Source organism: Streptomyces sp. NPDC002671 (genome assembly GCF_053592475.1).
Map to the genome: position 1 here is coordinate 22,308 of NZ_JBSFVU010000004.1, position 17,666 is coordinate 39,973.

Consider the following 17,666-nt stretch of genomic DNA (forward strand, 5'->3'; position numbering starts at 1 on the left):
GGGCCGAACCGTTCGCGTTCAGGCCTTCGTGCCGACGTACCGGGTGAGGGCCGCCTCGATCGCCGCCGGGTCGGCGGTGTCGGCCGCCCAGGCCACGTATCCGTCGGGGCGCACCAGCACGGTCGTGCGGCGGTCGCTCGCCCAGCGCGCCAGGGCCAGCCGGCCCGCGCGCCCGGCCTCGTACGACGCCTGCTCCTGCTCCGGGGTGATCAGCACGAACCGGCCGCCGCGCAGGGCCTCGTAGAGCCGGCCGCCGCCGGCCAGGGCGATGTCCGGGACGCGGGTGCCGGTGAGGCGGTGGGCGCCCCGTGGGGCGGGGTAGCGGTAGCCGATGCCGGTGACCTGGCCGGTGACCTTGCGGCGGGCGGGGCCGACGGCGTTGAGGAACGTGAGGAGCAAGGCGCGGCCCGTCAGCTGCCAGGGGCCCTTGGCCATGGCGAGGCGCACCAGGCCGCCGCTGCTGCGCAGCACCGTCTTGCCGATCGGGTGCCGCTCGGCCTGGTAGGTGTCGAGCAGCTCGGGGTCGGCGTGCCCGGCGACCACCGCGGCCAGCTTCCAGCTCAGGTTGGCCGCGTCCTGCAGGCCGATGTTCATGCCCTGCCCGCCGGCCGGGGTGTGCACATGGGCGGCGTCTCCGGCGAGGAAGACCCGGCCGACCCGGTAGGCGGGTGCCTGGCGCTCGTCGCTGTGGAAGCGGGACATCCAGCGGGCGTCGTGCATCCCGTAGTCCCGGCCGAGCGCGAGGCGGGTGATCTCCTTGACCTCCTCCAGGTCCAGCGGCTCCTTGTCGGGGACGTTGCGGCCCCGGTGCCAGCCGATGACCCGGTAGTAGCCGTCACCGAAGGGCGCGAGGAAGGCGAAGGCGTCGCCGACGGCGTCGGCGGTGAGCAGCGTCGCGGGCTTCTCGGCGAGCAGGACGTCGGCCAGGACGACGGACCGGATCACCGACTTGCCCGGGAACGGCAGCCCGATCGCGTCCCGTACGGCACTGCGCATGCCGTCGGCGCCGACGACGTACGCGGCCCGCAGGCTCTCCGCGCGCCCCTCGGGACCGCGGACCTCCACCGTCACGCCGTCCGCGTCCTGGGTCAGGCCGGTCACCTCGGTCTCGTGGCGGAAGTCGACCCCCGCCTCGGCCGCCCGCCGCTCCAGCACCTTCTCGACCTCGTACTGCGGGATCAGCAGGACGTGGTTGAAGCGGGAGGGGAGGGTGTCGAGGTCGAGGGTGAGCCGGGAGAACAGGCGCAGCCGGTCCAGGGGCTGCCCGACGGCCTCCAGGTCGTCCGCGACTCCCCGGGCGTCGAGCTGCTCCAGGCTGCGGGCGTGCAGGACGAAGGCGCGGGAGAGGTTGCTGATCTTGCGGGGCCGCTTCTCGATGAGGGTGACCGGGACGCCGGCGGTGGCGAGGTCACCGGCGAGGAGGAGGCCGGTGGGGCCGGAACCGACGACGATTACGCGAGAGGTGCTGGTCATGGTGGCCTCCCAGAGTGCCAACGCTCGTTTGCCAACATGTGTTGGTCAACGCTTGTTGGCAACCGTAGAACCGAGCGAGAGCGGAGTCAACAGTTGTTGGCCCACGCGTGTTGGCCTACGCTCGTTGGCATGAATGGCAACGGCAGCACGCACACAAGCGGGGGGCGGCGCTCCGACGCCACCCGGAGCGCCATCCTCGACGCCGCCCGCGAGCGCTTCGCCTCCGACGGGTACGACCGGGCCACGATTCGCGCGATCGCCAAGGACGCACGCATCGATCCGTCGATGGTGATGCGCTACTTCGGCAGCAAGGAGGGGCTGTTCGCGGCGGCCGTGACCGTCGATCTGCGGCTGCCCGACGTTCGCGAGGTGCCGCGGGACGAGGTCGGGCGGGCACTGGTGCGCCATTTCCTCGGGCAGTGGGAGGAGAACGAGGAGCTGACGGCCGTGCTCCGGGTCGGCGCGACCAACCAGGCCGGGGCCGAGCGCATGCAGAGCATCTTCCGGGAGCAGCTGTTCGCGGTGGCCGAACGGTTGTGCCCCGACCCCGAGCAGGCCCCGGCGCGGGCCGCGCTGTGCGCCGCGCAGCTGCTCGGGCTCGCCCTCACCCGTTATGTGCTGCGGCTGCCGCCGACGGTGGCGCTGTCGCGCGAGGAACTGGTGGCGTGGCTGGGCCCGACCGTGCAGCGGTATCTGACGGCACCGAGCCCCTGACCCCACGGGGCAGGCCGGACGCGCGCGGAAACGCCGAGGGCGCCGGCCTCACCCGGGTACGGCGACGTCACGCACGTACGGACGGGAGGACGGGCGCCCTCGGCGAGAAAAGTTGTGGTGCGGTCAGGCGGCCTTGGACGAGGTGCCGGGCTTCCGGTGCCTGATCTTGGACTTGTCCAGGACCATGACCAGGCCGGCGATGACCCCGAAGATCACCAGCGGGGCCAGCACGTACAGACCCAGCGTCTGGGCGACGTTCAGGCCCTTGCCGGGGTCGTCGCCGTCGTCGCGGGTCAGCGCGAGCGCGGGGGACGACATGAGCAGCATCATCAGCGTCGTACCGGCGGCCAGGGCGCCGGCGCGCAGGGCGTTCTTCTTGTCCACGGTCTCAAGTTAGCGAACCCTCCTGAGGGCCGCGCGTCCGGGGTGCCATATGAACTCCCCCGGGGGCGGCACGCCCGGTCGGGCTGTTCGTGCGCAGCACCTCCAGCAGCGCCCGCACCCTCCTCGACGCCGTCAGCTCCTCCAGCGCCACCGGCCGCCCCTCCCGGCCCGCGATCGGCAGCCGCCAGTTCGGGTACTCGTCCCAGGTGCCGGGGAGGTTCTGCGGGCGGCGGTCGCCGACGGCGTCCGGGAGCCAGACACCGATCAGCCGGGCCGGGGTGCGCAGCAGGAAGCGGTGGACGGCACGGATCTCCGCCTCCTCGTCGGAGCCGGGCGGGCCCACCGCGATGCTGTCCAGCAGGCCGAGGCTGCCGAGCAGGGCGAGCCACTCCGCGGCGTCCGCGGTCGCCTCCGCACGCTCCACGGCGGCAGGGCGGGTGAGCAGGCCCAGGCGGTCGCGCAGGTCGACGTGTTCGCCGGTGAGCCGGGCGGCGGTGGGCGGCAGGTCGTGGGTGGTGGCGGTGGCCAGGCAGTCGGCGCGCCAGCGGTCGGGCGGCAGGGGGCGGCCGTCGCCGGCCCAGTCCCGTTCGAACCACAGCACCGAGGTGCCGAGGACCCCGTGCCGCTGCAGGGTCTCGCGTACGCCGGGCTCGACGGTGCCGAGGTCCTCGCCGATCACCACCGCCCCGGCGCGCGTGGCCTCCAGAGCGAGCAGGGCGAGCATGGCGTCGGCGTCGTAGCGGACGTAGGTGCCCTCGGTGGGCGCGCTGCCCCGGGGCACCCACCAGAGCCGGAACAGGCCCATGACGTGGTCGATGCGCAGGGCGCCCGCGTAGCGGAAGAGGGCGCGCAGGAGGTGGCGGTAGGGGGCGTGGCCGGAGGCGGCGAGGCGGTCGGGGCGCCACGGAGGCAGGCCCCAGTCCTGGCCGCGGGCGTTGAAGGCGTCCGGCGGGGCGCCGACCGACATGCCGGCGGCGAACACGTCCTGCTGCGCCCAGGCGTCGGCGCCGCCGGGGTGCACGCCGACGGCGAGGTCGTGCACGATCCCGACGGGCATCCCGGCTTCCTTCGCCGTGCGCTGGGCGGCGCGCAGCTGGCCGTCGGTGAGCCAGGCGAGGCGGGCGTGGAACTCGATGCGGCCGGCCAGTTCGGTGCGGGCGCGGGCGGTCGCGGCGGAGTGGGGGTCGCGCAGGCCCTCCGGCCAGCTCTGCCAGTCGGGGCCGTGGGTCTCGGCGAGGGCGTACCAGGTGGCGTGGTCCTCCAGCGCCTGCCCCTCCTCGGCACGGAAGGCGTCGTACGCGGCCCGCCGGCCCGGCCCGAGAGGCACCCGGAGGACCAGCTCCAGGGCCTCCCGCTTCAGCTCCCACACCGCGTCCCGGTCGATGAGGGCGCCCTTGTCGAGCACGGCGGCGCGCAGCCGCCCGGCGCGTTCCAGCAGCACGCGGACCCGGGCCCGGTCCTCGACGTACGCGAACTCGGGGATCTCCTCGATCCGCAGGTGCACGGGGTCGGGGTAGCGGCGGGAGGAGGGCCGGTACGGCGAGGGGTCGGTGGGGGCGCCGGGTACGGCCGCGTGCAGCGGGTTGACCTGCACGAATCCGGCGCCTGCGGTGCGCCCGGCCCAGCCGGCCAGCTCGGCGAGGTCGGCGAGGTCGCCCATGCCCCAGGAGCGGCGCGAGAGCAGGGAGTACAGCTGGACGAGGAGGCCGTAGGAGCGGCCGGCCGGGGTGGGCAGCCGGTCCGGGGCGACGATGAGGTGGGCGTGGCCGGTACGGCCGTCGGGGGCGGCGGCGCTCACCCGGTGGACGCCGGCGGGCAGGCCGTCGGCGGTGTCCCGGGTCTCCCCCTGCTCGGTCTCGACACGCAGACGGGTGCCGGGCGGCAGCGCGGCGAAGGCGGGCGGCGGCTCCTCGGCGCCGGCCCACTGGACCACCGTCGGCGGCAGCAGCCGTTCCCGCAGCTCGCGTTCGCGCGCGGCGAGCGCGGTGCGGACGGCGTCCGGGGTGCCCGCGTCGACGCCGAGGGCGGCCAGGGCGGCGACCACGGCGGAGGCGGTGACGGCGACCGTGCGGTCCGGGGCGGGGCTGTAGGAGGTGGCGACCCCGTGCAGCCCGGCGAGCCGGGCCAGCTGCGCGTCCTCGTGGTCCTCGCGCGCCGCGGGCATCTACAGTCCCGCGCCGAAGGAGTCCGGGACCGGGTCGGACTCGCTGGTCAGCGGGGCGGCGTCGGCGAGCGGCGGCTCGCTGGTCAGGGGCTCGGCGTCGGGCAGCGGCGGCTCACTGGTCAGCGGCGCCTCGGCGCACGCGCGCTCCGCGCTGAAGACGCACGCCTGCGCCGCCCGGGTCTCGGCGGACGGCTCCGCCAGGGGTTTCCACTGGGCGGGGATCGGGCGACGGGAGAGATGAGCCGGTGCGGCCACGGAGGCCTCCTTGTCGGTGCGTCGGACGGATATCGGCAGGCCTACCCCGTGGGCGCGATGCCAGACGTAATTCGGACGAACAACGCGCTTCTTCCGACATACCGGCCACCCTGCCGGATGTTCACCCGCCACTGTTCCCCCTGTTCCCCACCACTATTCACTCAGTACATGTACCCAGTGCATACTGGTCTCCATGAGCACCCGGCACATCCTCCTGGGGCTGCTCGAGGCGGGGCCGAGCCATGGCTACGACCTCAAGCGACGCCATGACGAACGCTTTCCGCAGGCCCGGCCGCTGGCCTACGGGCAGGTCTACACGACCCTGCAACGCCTGGTCCGGGACGGTCTCGCCGAGGTCGACGGGACCGACGCCGACGGGGGGCCGGAGCGGACGCTGTACCGGTCGACCGGGGACGGGGCGCGCGAACTGGCCCGGTGGGCCGGGGAGATCGCCCCGCCCGCACCCTTCGTGGCCAACGAGATCTTCGCCAAGGTCGTCGTCTCGATCCTGGCCGGCGGCGATCCGGCTGCCTATCTGCGCGCCCAGCGTGCCGCGCACATGGACCGGATGCGGGAACTCACGGCCGTGAAGACGGCCCGGGGCGCCGATCTGGCGACCGTGCTCTCGGCCGACTACGCCCTCAACCACCTCGACGCCGACCTCCGCTGGATGAACACCACGGCGGCCCGGCTGACCACTCTGACCACAGAGGTCGACACAGCATGAACAAGAAGGGGGACTCGTGATCAACAAGGGGGCATCCTCGGTGCCGCTTCTGGCGGGCCGGGGCCTCGTCAAGGCGCACGGCAGGACGCAGGCACTGCGCGGCGCCTCGGTCGAGCTGCGCGCCGGCGAGATCGTCGCCGTGACGGGGGCCAGCGGCAGCGGCAAGTCCACGCTCCTGCACTGCCTGGCCGGGATCGTCCGCCCGGACGCGGGCTCGGTGACGTACGCCGGTGAGCGGCTCGACCAGCTGCCGGAGCAGCGGCTGAGCGAGCTGCGGCGGACCGACTTCGGGGTGGTGTTCCAGTTCGGGCAGCTGATTCCGGAGCTGACGGCGCTGGACAACGTGGCGCTGCCGCTGATGCTCGCAGGCACCGCGCGTACGGACGCCCGGGCGCGGGCCGCGGAATGGCTGGAGCGGTTCGGGGTGCGCGGACAGGAGGAGCTGCGGCCGGGTGAGCTGAGCGGCGGGCAGGCGCAGCGGACCGCGCTGGCCCGTGCGCTGGTCACGGGCCCGAGGATCGTCTTCGCGGACGAGCCGACCGGGGCGCTGGACTCCCTGGCGAGCGAGCAGGTGATGACGGCCCTGGTGCACACGGCCCGCGAGACGGGGACCGCCGTCCTGCTGATCACGCACGACACCCAGGCGGCGGCGTACGCGGACCGCGAGGTGCGGCTGAGCGACGGGGCCGTACTGCCGGCGGAGGTGCCGGCATGACGGCCAGGGGGGCCAAGGGGTCCATGACGTCCGATCTGCGGCTGGCCTGGCTGCTGACCCGGAGGTCGGACCGACAGGAGTGGTGGCGGGTCACGCTCACGGGGATCGGCGCCGCCCTCGCGACCGGTCTCGGGCTGGTGATCGCGGTCATCGCTCCGATGGACGGGCAGTACAGCGCGGGGGTCGGGGGCGGGCTCCTGGACCAGCCCGGCACCCGCGACGGAGTGGTCATCGCGCTGTTGCTGCTGCTCGTCCCGGTGTTCGGCTTCCTCGGCCAGTGCGCGCGGATCGGCGCGGTGCACCGGGACCGGCGGCTGGCCGCGCTGCGGCTGGCGGGGGCCGCCCCGGCCCAGGTACGGCGGATCGCGGCGCTGGAGTCGGGGCTGGCCTGCCTGACCGGCTCGACGGTGGCCACGGTGTTCTCCGTACTGTCCCTGCTCCGGCTGTGGCAGCACCCCGCTCCCCTGGCCTGGGCCGGAATCGCCCTGGTGGCGGCCCTGGTACCGGTGCTGGGCGCGGCGGTCAGCGCCCTGTCGCTGCGCCGGGTGGTCTCCTCACCGCTGGGGTGGATACGGCGGGTGCGTCCGGCCAGGGGGCCGGGGCGGGTGTTCCAGGTGGCGACCGGGCTGCTGGCGGTGCCCGCGGTGTGCGTCGCACTGGCCCCGCTCGCCGGCGCCCCCTTCACCTTCCCCTTCTTCGGCCTCGCCGTCGGCCCGCTCACCGTCCTCGCCCTCTGCCTGCTGGTCGGCGCCACGGCGGTGTGGCTGACGGGCTGGTCCGCCCGGTGGCTCGGCGCGCGGTTCGCCGCCCGGACCGAGAGCCCGGCCGTACTGATCGCGGCGGAACGGCTGCGCGACGACCCGTGGGCGGCGGCCCGTACGCACGCGGCCGTGCTGCTGGTCACCGTCGTGGGCACCGGGTTCGTGGGGGTGCGGGAGGTGCTCCTCGCGGACCTGCACGCCTCGCAGCGCAAGGGCCAGCTCGGGGAGAGCCTCTCCTACTACACCGACGGGCTCGATCTGACGGCCGCCGCGATCCTCGTCGCCCTGGCGATCGTGCTGTCCGCGCTCGCCGTGGGCACCGCCGAGTCCCTCGCCACCCGGCGCCGGGGCCTCGCGGCCCAGACCGCCGCCGGGGTGCCGCACGGGGTGCTGGCCCGGGCGCTGCTCCTGGAGACGGCGCTGCCGCTGGCGCCGGCGGTCACGGTGGCGGGCGCGGGCGGCATGGGGATCGGCGTCTGGTACGCCTCGGTCACGTCGGAGCACACGGTCCCGGCCGTGCCGTACGTCGCCCTGCTGGTCCCGCTCGCGGTGTACGCCTGCTGTCTGCTCGCCGCGGCCACCTCGCTGCCGCTGCTGCGCCGCTCCGTCCACCCGGCCGAGCTGCGCTACGCATGACGGTCCGACCCCGGGAGTACGGGGGCTCCCAGGGCCGGACCCCCTGTGATCAGGGGGTACGCGAAGGCCCGGATCGTCAGGCGGAGATGCCGTCGATCCGGGCCATGGCGTCGTCCGCGCCGTACGGCTGCAAGTAGGGCAGCCAGCGCGGGTCCCTATGGCCGGTCCCGATGATGCGCCAGGCCAGACCGGTGGGCGGGGCGGGTTTGTGCCGCAGTCGCCAGCCCAGTTCGACGAGGTGGCGGTCGGCCTTGACGTGGTTGCACCGGCGGCAGGAGGCCACCACGTTGTCCCAGACGTGCTTGCCCCCGCGGCTGCGCGGGATGACGTGGTCGACGCTGGTTGCGACGCCACCGCAGTACATGCACCGGCCCCCGTCGCGGGCGAACAGGGCCCTACGGGTCAAAGGAACGGGCCCCCGGTAAGGAACCCGTACGAATCGCTTGAGCCGGACCACGCTGGGTGCGGGGACTGTGACGGTTGCGCTGTGCATGAAGGCGCCGGATTCCTCGAGGCAGACTGCCTTGTTCTCGAGGACGAGGACGAGCGCGCGGCGGAGCGGTACGACGCCGAGGGGCTCGTACGACGCGTTGAGGACCAGGACATGCGGCACGGATGCCTCCTTGTACGCCGGCGGCGCGTGGCTCGCGCCGGGACGATCTGCTTCAGTCTCCCCTCATGCCTGGTGAACGCGCCACCATGTCCCGGTAACGGGCTGGGAGTGTTTTCGACCACACCGCATTCATCCCCCGGATCATGGCCTGTTCAAGCCCGGGTGAGAACGGTCTCTCCTTTGCAGATCGGCACGGAGCACACACAATGCCCCGTTAGTGTGTTGGTTCTGTCCGCCCGGTGACCTTTTCGTGACCTTGACCGCCCCGCCGGAACGGACCGCGCAGCACCTGGAGGTACCTGCCGTGTCGTCCTTGCCCGTCGTCCTGTCGGCCGTCGGCGCCACGCCCACACCGTCCCCCTCGGGGTCGGCGCCGGCCGTGCCGACGCTCCAGGACGCCCAGGAGAGCGCGACGAACGCAGCGAGCTGGGTCGAGCAGAACTGGTCGACCTGGCTGGCGATGGGTCTGCAGATCCTGCTGATCGTGGTGGTCGCCTTCGTACTCAGAGGGGTGGTGCGGCGGGCGATCACCAAGCTGATCGACCGGATGAACCGGACCGTGGAGTCGGTGGACGGCACAGCGCTGGGCGGCCTGCTGGTCAACGCCGAGCGGCGGCGGCAGCGCTCGCAGGCGATCGGCTCCGTGCTGCGCTCGGTGGCCAGCTTCCTGATCCTCGGCACGGCCGCGCTGATGGTGCTGTCCACCTTCAAGATCAACCTGGCGCCGCTGCTGGCGTCCGCCGGTGTGGCGGGCGTGGCGATCGGTTTCGGCGCCCGCAACCTCGTGACGGACTTCCTCTCCGGCGTGTTCATGATCCTGGAGGACCAGTACGGCGTCGGCGACAAGGTCGACGCGGGTGTGGCTTCCGGCGAGGTGATCGAGGTCGGACTCCGCGTGACCAAGCTGCGCGGCGACAACGGTGAGATCTGGTACGTCCGCAACGGCGAGGTCAAGCGCATCGGCAACCTCTCCCAGGGCTGGGCGACGGCCGGGGTCGACGTGACCGTCAGGGCCTCGGAGGACCTGGACAAGGTGAAGTCCACGATCGACGAGGTCGCCGCCCGGATGGCCAAGGAAGAGCCCTGGAACGAGTTGCTGTGGGGCCCGATCGAGGTGCTGGGCCTGGACAGCGTGCTCATCGACTCGATGGTGGTCCGTGTCTCGGCGAGGACCATGCCGGGCAAGTCGGTAGGGGTCGAGCGAGAACTCCGCTGGCGGATCAAGCGGGCGTTCGACGCGGCGAGCATCCGGATCGTGGGCGGGGTGACGGCGGCGGAGGATGTGCAGGACACCCCGGACCCGACGGCGACGGTGTCCGCGCCGTCGGCGTACTCCAACGCCGACTCCCCACAGTCGGTGGCGGCGGCACCGATTGCTCCACAGCGGCCGACGCCTCCGGGCAAGTAGCGAGCGGAACGGTTCAGCACACTCGTTCGAGTGAACGCGTGGGGCATTCCGGCGCCGAGAGCGCGCGGGGTGCCCCATCGTTCTGCCGGGGCGCCCGAGGCGGGCTTAGCCTGGCATCAGCGTGACGAGGAGAACCAGGGATGAGCGCCGAACCGATCATGGAGAAGGTCATGACGGAGCAGGACCCCATCGATCTGTTGATCGCGTTCGAGGAGGCGTCCGTGCCGCCGATTCGGCCCGAGTACGTCGAGGGGACGGTCATCGTGCCGCCGCAACCGAACCACGAGCACAACGACGGCGCCTTCAAACTCACCGTCCAGTTCTTCACGGCAGGGCTCGACCTGGCGGGTATGGGCAACGGCTACCGGGGCGCATACAAAGACGGCAGCACCATGGCTCTTGTCATCCCGGACTTCTACGTCCTGCGCCGCCCACCGTCAGACCTCGACGAGGCCTACCGGAAAGCCCACAAGGGCTGGTATCCCATCGACATGGTCACTCTGGTCGGCGAGGTCACGTCGACCAATCACGCGGTTGACACCGGTCCCAAACTGGCCACGTATGCCGCCGTCGGCATCCCCGTCTACGTCCTGATCAACCGCGATACGAAGACAGCCCATTGCTACACCGATCCCGTCCTCCCCGGTGACGACCCCACCGAGGCCTACTACAAGACCGACACCAAAGTCGCCCTCGGCGACCCCCTCCCCCTCCCGGCGCCGTACCCCACCCTCGACACCACCCCCTTCCTCGGCAACTGAGCCCCCAGGCCATCCCGCCCCCGAGGTAACGACTCTGTCGCCTCGGGGGCGTCGTCTATTGACGCCCCCTTCGTGCCGGGCTTACCTTCCTCCCACCACAATAGGAAAGTTTCCTAACAGTGATCTGTGTTCCACCGGCCGCCGGTGATCACCGCTGGACTGCATGGCCAGGTCACTGGAAAGCTGGGCGGCTGGAAAGGCAGGTGTCGACCCCCATGGCAGGAACCGCCGGTACGCCGGGCACTCCTCGCGTGCTGCGCGCCATGAACGACCGCGCCGCCCTGGACCTGCTGCTGGAGCACGGGCCCCTGTCGCGGACCCGGATCGGCAAGCTCACCGGCCTGTCCAAGCCGACCGCCTCCCAGCTGCTGGCCCGCCTGGAGGCCGCCGGGCTGGTCCGGGTCACCGGCACCAGCGAGGGGCGGCCGGGGCCCAACGCCCAGTTGTACGCCGTCAACCCCGGTGCCGCGTACGCCGCCGGGCTCGATGTCACGCCGGAGCGGATCCGTGCCGCCGTCGCCGACATCACCGGCCGCACGGTCGGGGAGTACGAACTGGCCACGCCGGGGCGGCGGCCCGCACAGCCCGTCGTACGGCAGGTGACCGACGCGCTCGACGGGGCCGTCAAGGCCGCCGGGCTCTCGCGGGGCGACGTGCACCGGGTGGTCATCGGAACCCCCGGCGCCTTCGACCCCAACACCGGGCGGCTGCGCTACGCCTCCCATCTGCCCGGCTGGCACTCCCCCAGCCTGCTCGACGAACTCGCCGCGGCGCTGCCGATGCCCGTCGAGTACGAGAACGACGTCAACCTCGTCGCCCTCGCCGAACAGCGGCTCGGGGCCGCCAGGGGTCACGGGGACTTCGTGCTCCTGTGGAACGAGGAGGGCCTCGGCGCCGCCCTGGTCCTCGGCGGCCGGCTGCACCGCGGCTGGACCGGCGGTGCCGGCGAGGTCGGCTTCCTGCCGGTGCCCGGAACCCCCCTGGTCCGCCAGGTGACCAAGGCCAACAGCGGCGGCTACCAGGAGCTGGCCGGCGCCCAGGCCGTACCGAAGCTCGCCCGCGAACTCGGCATCACCGAGGTGCGCCCGGGGCCGTACACCGAGGCCGCCGCGGACCTCGTGGCCCGCGCCGCCGACCACGCGAGCGGGCCGTACCGGGAACTGCTCCAGACCTACGCGACCCGGCTGGCCACCGGTCTCGCCTCGCTCGTGTCCGTCCTCGACCCCGAACTCGTCGTCCTCAGCGGCTCCGCCCTGACGGCCGGCGGCGAGGTGCTGCGCGCCCTCGTCCAGGCCGAGCTGGAGGAGCTGGCGGCGGCCCGCCCCCGGCTGGTCGTCGGCGACGTCCGCGAACACCCCGTGCTGCGCGGCGCGTTGGAGAGCGCGCTCGCGGCCACCCGTGACGAGGTCTTCGACACCTCGCGCTGAGCCCGCCCCCGCAGTCCCGCTCCTCTCACCCACCCCTGCCCCGGGAGACCTCGCCATGCCCGAAGTCATACCCTCAGCTGCCCGAAAGACGGCTTTTGCCCTGACCGCCGCCTCCCTCGTCCTCCTCTCCACCGCCTGTACCGGCCAGTCGAACTCCGGCGCCACCGACGACGCCTCCAAGGACACGACGATCAACTTCTGGCACGCGTGGAGCGCGCCCAACGAGGTGAAGGCGGTCAAGTCCCTGGTCGCCGGCTTCGAGAAGGCCCACCCCAACATCCACGTGAACATCGTCGGCAACATGACCGACGACAAGATCAACCAGGCGCTGCGCACCGGCGGCGACCGGGCCCCGGACGTCATCTCCTCCTTCACCACGAACACCGTCGGCAAGTTCTGCTCCTCGGGTGCCCTCGTCGACCTCAACCCCTTCTTCAAGAAGTCGGGCATCGACCCGGAGAAGACGTTCCCGAAGCCGATGAACGAGTACACCCAGTTCGACGGAGACCGCTGCTCCGTACCGCTGCTGGGCGACGCGTACGGCCTCTACTACAACAAGACGGCCTTCAAGAAGGCGGGCATCGCCGGCCCGCCCAGGACCTGGTCCGCATTCGAGGCCGACGCCAAGAAGCTGACCATCACCGACGGCGACAGCTACAGGCAGCTCGGCTTCATGCCGGATTACCACGGCTGGGAGACGACGACCGAGCACTACTTCGGCCAGTTCTCCCCGACGTACTTCGACAAGGACGGCAAGTCGAACCTGGCCGAGGATCCTGCTTTCGAGGCCGGTTTCAAGCTCCAGAAGAGGCTCGTCGACGAACTCGGGGGCTTCAAGAAGCTGGAGACCTACCGCTCCAGGCTCGGTGACGAGTGGGGCCCCAAGCACCCCTTCCACACCGGCCAGGTCGCCATGCAGCTCGACGGCGAATGGCGGCTGGGCATGGCCCTGGACGCCAAGCCGAAGTTCGAGGTCGGCGTGGCCCCGCTGCCCGTCCCCGACGACCAGGCCGACCAGTACGGCAAGGGCTACATCACCGGCACCATCGCCGGCATCGCCGCCACCAGCCACAAGCAGAACGCGGCCTGGGAGCTGGTGAAGTACATGACCACGAACACGGACGCCGTGGTCGGCTTCTCCAACGCCATCCACAACGTGCCCTCCACCCTGGCCGCCCTGAAGTCCCCGAAGCTCACGTACGACCGGCGCTTCAAGACGTTCCTGGACATCGCGGCGAACCCGGATTCGACGACGGCCCCCGCGTCGATCAACGGCGGTGTGTACCTCACGACCGTCCAGCAGCTCGGATTCGACTACGAGAGCGGCAAGCTCACGGACCTCAGGGCCGGTCTGGCAAGCGCGGCCAAGCAGATCGACACGGACATCGCGCAGGCGAAGTAGCCGATGAGTACGGTCACTCTGGCGTCGAAGCGCCGCAGGGCGGCGCTTCGGACGGTCGCCTTCATGTCGCCCTGGCTGATCGGCTTCGCGGTGTTCTTCGCGTACCCGCTGATCTCGACGGTCTACTTCTCGTTCATGCACTACGACGGCTTCAAGCCGCCGACGTGGAGCGGAACGAAGAACTGGACGTACGTCTTCGAGCACTACCCCTTCTTCTGGCCCGCCCTGCGCAACACGCTTTGGCTCGTGCTGGTCATGGTCTCGCTCCGGGTCGTCTTCGGACTCGGCGTCGGCCTGCTCATCACGAAGATCAAGACGGGCACCGGCGTCTTCCGCACCCTCTTCTACCTGCCGTACCTGGCCCCGCCGGTGGCGGCGACGATGGCCTTCGCCTTCCTCCTCAACCCCGGTACGGGACCGGTCAACTCGATCCTGGAGAAGCTCGGCATCCCGGCGCCGGGCTGGTTCAACGACCCCGCCTGGTCCAAGCCGGCGCTGACCCTGCTGGCCCTGTGGGGCGTCGGCGACCTGATGGTCATCTTCATGGCCGCGCTGCTCGACGTGCCGACGGAGCAGTACGAGGCGGCCGAGCTGGACGGGGCCTCGGCGTGGCAGCGGTTCCGGTACGTGACGCTGCCGAACATCTCCCCCATCGTGATGTTCGCCGTCGTCACCGGGGTCATCCAGACCATGCAGTACTACACGCAGCCGCTGATCGCGGGGAAGGTCGCCTCGGGGGTGATCCAGGGCGCGGGCACCCAGTTCGAGCCCGGCTACCCGGACAAGTCCACGCTCACCCTCCCCCAGCTCGTCTACAACCTCGGCTTCCAGCGCTTCGACTACGGCTCGGCCTGCGTGGTGGCCCTCGTGCTGTTCGCCCTGTCGATGGTGTTCACCGCGTTCCTGATGCGGCGCCGGGGCGGTCTCATCCAGGCAGGTGGCTGACCATGACCCGAGTACTGGACCAGCCGGTGGAGCTGACGGCCCCTGCCTCGGCCGCCGAGCGGACCGCCCGGCGCAGGGCACTGCTCGAATGGGTCGCCGTGCACTCCCTCGGCGTCGCCGCCGCGCTCTTCTTCACGCTCCCCTTCGTGTTCGTGTTCCTCACCTCGCTGATGAGCGACAGCCAGGCCCTCAGCCGGGATCTGATCCCGCACACCTGGGAGTGGGGCAACTACACGAAGGTGTTCGACACGCCCGGCTTCCTGACCTGGTGGAAGAACACCCTGATCTACGCCGGCCTCGGCACCGTGCTGACCGTGGTGTCGTCCGTCCCGGTGGCGTACGCGCTCGCCAAGTTCCACTTCCCGGGGCGCAATCTGGCGCTCATGCTGGTCATCTCGATGATGATGCTGCCCCCGCAGGTGGTCATCATCCCGATGTACCTGTTCTGGGCGAAGCAGCTGGACCTGTCCGGCACGCTGTGGCCGCTGATCATCCCGATGGCGTTCGGCGACGCGTTCTCCGTCTTCCTGCTGCGCCAGTTCCTGATGACCATCCCGAACGAGTACCTGGACGCGGCCCGCGTGGACGGCTGTGGCGACCTCAGGACCCTGCTGCGCGTCGTCCTGCCGATGGCGAAGCCCGGGATCACGGCCGTGGCCCTCTTCCAGTTCTTCTACGCCTGGAACGACTACTTCGGCCCCCAGATCTACGCCTCGGAGAACCCGGGCGCCTGGACCCTGTCGTACGGCCTGGAGTCCTTCAAGGGCGCCCACCACACGGACTGGAACCTCACCATGGCCGCCACCGTGCTGGTCATGGCCCCCGTCATCGTCGTCTTCTTCTTCGCCCAGAAGGCGTTCGTCGAGGGCGTCACGCTCACCGGAGTGAAGGGTTAAGCACGTATGAAACTCACCGTGGTCGGCGGCGGCTCGACCTACACCCCCGAACTCATCGACGGCTTCGCCCGGCTCAGAGACACCCTGCCCATCGAGGAACTGGTGCTGGTCGATCCGGCCGCCGAGCGCCTGGAACTGGTCGGCGGGCTGGCCCGGCGCATCTTCGCCAAGCAGGGCCACCCCGGCCGGATCGTCACCACCTCCGACCTGGACGCGGGCGTCGACGGCGCCGAGGCCGTCCTGCTCCAGCTGCGCGTCGGCGGGCAGGCGGCCCGCGAGCAGGACGAGACCTGGCCGCTGGAGTGCGGCCGTGTCGGCCAGGAGACGACCGGCGCGGGCGGGCTCGCCAAGGCGCTGCGCACGGTTCCGGTGGTGCTCGACATCGCCGAACGGGTCCGCCGTACGAACCCGCGCGCCTGGATCATCGACTTCACCAACCCGGTCGGCATCGTCACCCGCGCCCTGCTCCAGGCGGGGCACCGGGCGGTCGGGCTGTGCAACGTGGCGATCGGCCTCCAGCGGAAGTTCGCGGCCCTGCTGGGCACCGAGCCGAGGGACGTCCACCTCGACCACGTCGGTCTCAACCACCTCACCTGGGAGACAGGTGTGCGGCTCGGCGGCCCGGAGGGCGAGAACATCCTGCCGAAGCTGCTCGCCGAGCACGGCGCGTCGGTCGCCGAGGACCTGCGCCTGCCCCGCCCGCTCCTGGACCGCCTGGGCGTCGTCCCCTCCTACTACCTGCGCTACTACTACGCGCACGACGAGGTCGTACGAGAGCTGCTCACGAAGCCCTCGCGGGCGGCCGAAGTGGCCACGATGGAACGCGAGTTGCTGGCGATGTACGCCGACCCGGCCCTGGACGAGAAGCCGGAGCTGCTCACGAAGCGCGGCGGCGCCTACTACTCGGAGGCGGCGGTGGACCTCGCCACGAGCCTGCTGGGCGGCAACGGCAGCACCTACCAGGTGGTGAACACGTACAACAAGGGCACGCTGCCCTTCCTCCCGGACGACGCCGTGATCGAGGTGCAGGCGGCCGTGGGCACGACGGGGCCCGTGCCGCTGCCGGTGCCGGACCTGGACCCGCTGTACGCGGGCCTGGTGGCGAGCGTGACGACGTACGAGGACCTGGCCCTGGAGGCGGCCCTGCGCGGCGGCCGGGACCGCGTTTTCCGCGCGCTGCTCGCCCATCCCCTGATCGGCCAGTACGCGTACGCCGACCGCCTCGCCGACCAGCTGATCGCGCACAACCGGGAGCACCTCGCGTGGGCCTGACCTCGACCGTTCTTGCCATCGACGCGGGCAACAGCAAGACCGACGTGGCCGTGCTCACCGTCGCCGGGACGGTCCTGGCGACGGCCCGCGGCGGCGGCTTCCGGCCGCCGGCGGTGGGCGTGGCGCGGGCGCTGGACGCGCTCGCCGAGCCGGTCGGGCGGGCGTTCGCGGACGCCGGGGTGACGTCCGTGGCGCACCTGTCGGCCTGCCTGGCCAACGCCGATCTGCCGGTGGAGGAGGAGCAGTTGGCGACCGCGCTGCACGCGCGCGCGTGGGCCGCGTCGGTGGAGGTGCGCAACGACACCTTCGCGATCCTGCGCGCGGGTGTCGCCGAACCCCGGGGCGTGGCGGTGGTCTGCGGCGCGGGCATCAACTGCGTGGGCATGCGCCCCGACGGCCGTACCGCGCGCTTCGCGGCGCTCGGGCGGATCTCCGGCGACTGGGGCGGCGGCTGGGGCCTGGCGGAGGAGGCGCTGTGGCACGCGGCGCGCGCGGCGGACGGGCGTGGCGGGCCGACGGCGCTGTCCCGGACGCTGCCCGCGCACTTCGGGCTGCCGTCCATGTACGCGCTGATCGAGGCCCTGCACCTGGAACAGGTCGACCCGGGCCGCCGGCACGAGCTGACGCCGGTGCTGTTCGCGACGGCCGCCGAGGGGGACCCGGTGGCCCGCTCGATCGTCGCCCGGCTCGCGGAGGAGGTGGCGACCATGGCGACGGTGGCGCTGACCCGCCTGGACCTCCTCGCCGAGGAGACCCCGGTGCTGCTCGGCGGCAGCGTCCTGACGGCCGGGCATCCCCTCCTCAACGACGGCGTCCGCGACCTGCTGTCCGCCCGCGCCCCCAAGGCGGACGTCCGGTTGGTCACCGCGAATCCGGTCCTGGGAGCGGCCCTGTTGGGCCTGGACCACCTCGGGGCGGGAAAGCGGGCGCAGGAGCAGGCACGGGCGTTCTGGGAGGGGTAGGCGGCAGGCGGACATCAGGAGACAGCGGCGGCGGAACCGAACACGCGCGCACGGCGTATACATGTGCGGCAGATACATGTGCGGCGGACACTGCGATCCGATCAAGATCCAGTGAAGGGCCGTGCGCACGGCGGCCCGGTACGGCGATACT

At 71.9% G+C, this 17,666-nt stretch carries 17 protein-coding genes; 12 read left to right on the forward strand and 5 right to left on the reverse strand.

The genetic code is table 11. The annotated features are described in order from the left end of the window. Positions 1-18: 18 nt before the first annotated feature. Positions 19-1,473: an FAD-dependent monooxygenase gene (locus ACWD35_RS06925; protein ID WP_451350104.1), complete on the reverse strand. Its 1,455-nt coding sequence runs from the start codon at positions 1,471-1,473 to the stop codon at positions 19-21. Positions 1,474-1,602: 129 nt separating this feature from the next. Here ACWD35_RS06925 and ACWD35_RS06930 point away from each other — a divergent pair, with 129 nt between their 5' ends. After that, entirely contained in the window at positions 1,603-2,187 is a 585-nt protein-coding gene (locus ACWD35_RS06930) for a TetR/AcrR family transcriptional regulator (RefSeq protein ID WP_451350105.1), read from the forward strand. A 123-nt stretch (positions 2,188-2,310) separates the two neighbouring features. Here the strand turns inward: ACWD35_RS06930 and ACWD35_RS06935 are convergent, their stop codons facing one another. Genes ACWD35_RS06935 through ACWD35_RS06945 form a run of 3 tightly spaced genes read right to left on the reverse strand, consistent with a single transcriptional unit; the run spans position 2,311 to position 4,990 of the window. Beyond that, the gene (locus ACWD35_RS06935) at positions 2,311-2,571 is read right to left on the reverse strand and encodes a hypothetical protein (protein ID WP_451350106.1); all 261 of its coding nucleotides are present in this window, start codon (positions 2,569-2,571) and stop codon (positions 2,311-2,313) included. 4 nt (positions 2,572-2,575) lie between these two features. Further along, positions 2,576-4,735: a 4-alpha-glucanotransferase gene (malQ, locus tag ACWD35_RS06940; protein WP_451350107.1), complete on the reverse strand. Its 2,160-nt coding sequence runs from the start codon at positions 4,733-4,735 to the stop codon at positions 2,576-2,578. After that, positions 4,736-4,990: a hypothetical protein gene (locus tag ACWD35_RS06945; RefSeq protein WP_451350108.1), complete on the reverse strand. Its 255-nt coding sequence runs from the start codon at positions 4,988-4,990 to the stop codon at positions 4,736-4,738. A gap of 193 nt (positions 4,991-5,183) precedes the next feature. Between ACWD35_RS06945 and ACWD35_RS06950 the strand changes: the two genes are divergently transcribed. Genes ACWD35_RS06950 through ACWD35_RS06960 form a run of 3 tightly spaced genes read left to right on the forward strand, consistent with a single transcriptional unit; the run spans position 5,184 to position 7,829 of the window. Continuing rightward, entirely contained in the window at positions 5,184-5,717 is a 534-nt protein-coding gene (locus ACWD35_RS06950) for a PadR family transcriptional regulator (protein WP_451350109.1), read from the forward strand. A 16-nt stretch (positions 5,718-5,733) separates the two neighbouring features. After that, entirely contained in the window at positions 5,734-6,432 is a 699-nt protein-coding gene (locus ACWD35_RS06955; protein WP_451350110.1) for an ABC transporter ATP-binding protein, read from the forward strand. Continuing rightward, positions 6,429-7,829, forward strand: coding sequence for an FtsX-like permease family protein (locus ACWD35_RS06960; RefSeq protein WP_451350111.1), 1,401 nt, complete (start codon positions 6,429-6,431; stop codon positions 7,827-7,829). The genes ACWD35_RS06955 and ACWD35_RS06960 overlap by 4 nt, the downstream gene beginning before the upstream one ends. Positions 7,830-7,905: 76 nt before the next feature. Here ACWD35_RS06960 and ACWD35_RS06965 read toward each other — a convergent pair whose 3' ends face one another. Continuing rightward, complete coding sequence (locus ACWD35_RS06965) at positions 7,906-8,442, reverse strand: HNH endonuclease (protein WP_451350112.1); 537 nt, start codon at positions 8,440-8,442, stop codon at positions 7,906-7,908. A gap of 304 nt (positions 8,443-8,746) precedes the next feature. Between ACWD35_RS06965 and ACWD35_RS06970 the strand changes: the two genes are divergently transcribed. The 8 genes from ACWD35_RS06970 (at position 8,747) to ACWD35_RS07005 (ending at position 17,515) form a co-directional block, all read left to right on the forward strand. After that, a complete protein-coding gene (locus ACWD35_RS06970) occupies positions 8,747-9,850 on the forward strand; it encodes a mechanosensitive ion channel family protein (protein WP_451350113.1) in 1,104 nt (367 codons plus the stop codon). A 140-nt stretch (positions 9,851-9,990) separates the two neighbouring features. Then, the gene (locus ACWD35_RS06975; protein ID WP_451350114.1) at positions 9,991-10,611 is read left to right on the forward strand and encodes a Uma2 family endonuclease; all 621 of its coding nucleotides are present in this window, start codon (positions 9,991-9,993) and stop codon (positions 10,609-10,611) included. Between the two features lie 215 nt (positions 10,612-10,826). After that, positions 10,827-12,038, forward strand: coding sequence for an ROK family transcriptional regulator (locus tag ACWD35_RS06980; RefSeq protein ID WP_451350115.1), 1,212 nt, complete (start codon positions 10,827-10,829; stop codon positions 12,036-12,038). A gap of 55 nt (positions 12,039-12,093) precedes the next feature. Further along, on the forward strand, positions 12,094-13,440 hold the full coding sequence (locus ACWD35_RS06985; protein ID WP_451350116.1) for an ABC transporter substrate-binding protein: 1,347 nt from the start codon (positions 12,094-12,096) through the stop codon (positions 13,438-13,440). 3 nt (positions 13,441-13,443) lie between these two features. Beyond that, entirely contained in the window at positions 13,444-14,385 is a 942-nt protein-coding gene (locus tag ACWD35_RS06990) for a carbohydrate ABC transporter permease (RefSeq protein ID WP_451350117.1), read from the forward strand. A gap of 2 nt (positions 14,386-14,387) precedes the next feature. Further along, positions 14,388-15,281, forward strand: a complete 894-nt coding sequence (locus ACWD35_RS06995) for a carbohydrate ABC transporter permease (protein ID WP_451350118.1) — start codon at positions 14,388-14,390, stop codon at positions 15,279-15,281. 6 nt (positions 15,282-15,287) lie between these two features. After that, positions 15,288-16,553, forward strand: a complete 1,266-nt coding sequence (locus ACWD35_RS07000; RefSeq protein ID WP_451350119.1) for a 6-phospho-beta-glucosidase — start codon at positions 15,288-15,290, stop codon at positions 16,551-16,553. Beyond that, positions 16,544-17,515, forward strand: a complete 972-nt coding sequence (locus ACWD35_RS07005; RefSeq protein ID WP_451350120.1) for an N-acetylglucosamine kinase — start codon at positions 16,544-16,546, stop codon at positions 17,513-17,515. The genes ACWD35_RS07000 and ACWD35_RS07005 overlap by 10 nt, the downstream gene beginning before the upstream one ends. Positions 17,516-17,666: the final 151 nt, after the last annotated feature.

Bases quoted from the DNA above. Each gene is read 5' to 3' on its own strand.
- ACWD35_RS06980 (WP_451350115.1), top strand. From the start codon at position 10,827: ATGGCAGGAACCGCCGGTACGCCGGGCACTCCTCGCGTGCTGCGCGCC.
- ACWD35_RS06960 (WP_451350111.1), top strand. From the start codon at position 6,429: ATGACGGCCAGGGGGGCCAAGGGGTCCATGACGTCCGATCTGCGGCTG.
- ACWD35_RS06990 (WP_451350117.1), top strand. From the start codon at position 13,444: ATGAGTACGGTCACTCTGGCGTCGAAGCGCCGCAGGGCGGCGCTTCGG.
- ACWD35_RS06930 (WP_451350105.1), top strand. From the start codon at position 1,603: ATGAATGGCAACGGCAGCACGCACACAAGCGGGGGGCGGCGCTCCGAC.
- ACWD35_RS06975 (WP_451350114.1), top strand. From the start codon at position 9,991: ATGAGCGCCGAACCGATCATGGAGAAGGTCATGACGGAGCAGGACCCC.
- ACWD35_RS06985 (WP_451350116.1), top strand. From the start codon at position 12,094: ATGCCCGAAGTCATACCCTCAGCTGCCCGAAAGACGGCTTTTGCCCTG.
- malQ (WP_451350107.1), bottom strand. From the start codon at position 4,735: ATGCCCGCGGCGCGCGAGGACCACGAGGACGCGCAGCTGGCCCGGCTC.
- ACWD35_RS06950 (WP_451350109.1), top strand. From the start codon at position 5,184: ATGAGCACCCGGCACATCCTCCTGGGGCTGCTCGAGGCGGGGCCGAGC.
- ACWD35_RS06995 (WP_451350118.1), top strand. From the start codon at position 14,388: ATGACCCGAGTACTGGACCAGCCGGTGGAGCTGACGGCCCCTGCCTCG.
- ACWD35_RS06925 (WP_451350104.1), bottom strand. From the start codon at position 1,473: ATGACCAGCACCTCTCGCGTAATCGTCGTCGGTTCCGGCCCCACCGGC.
- ACWD35_RS07000 (WP_451350119.1), top strand. From the start codon at position 15,288: ATGAAACTCACCGTGGTCGGCGGCGGCTCGACCTACACCCCCGAACTC.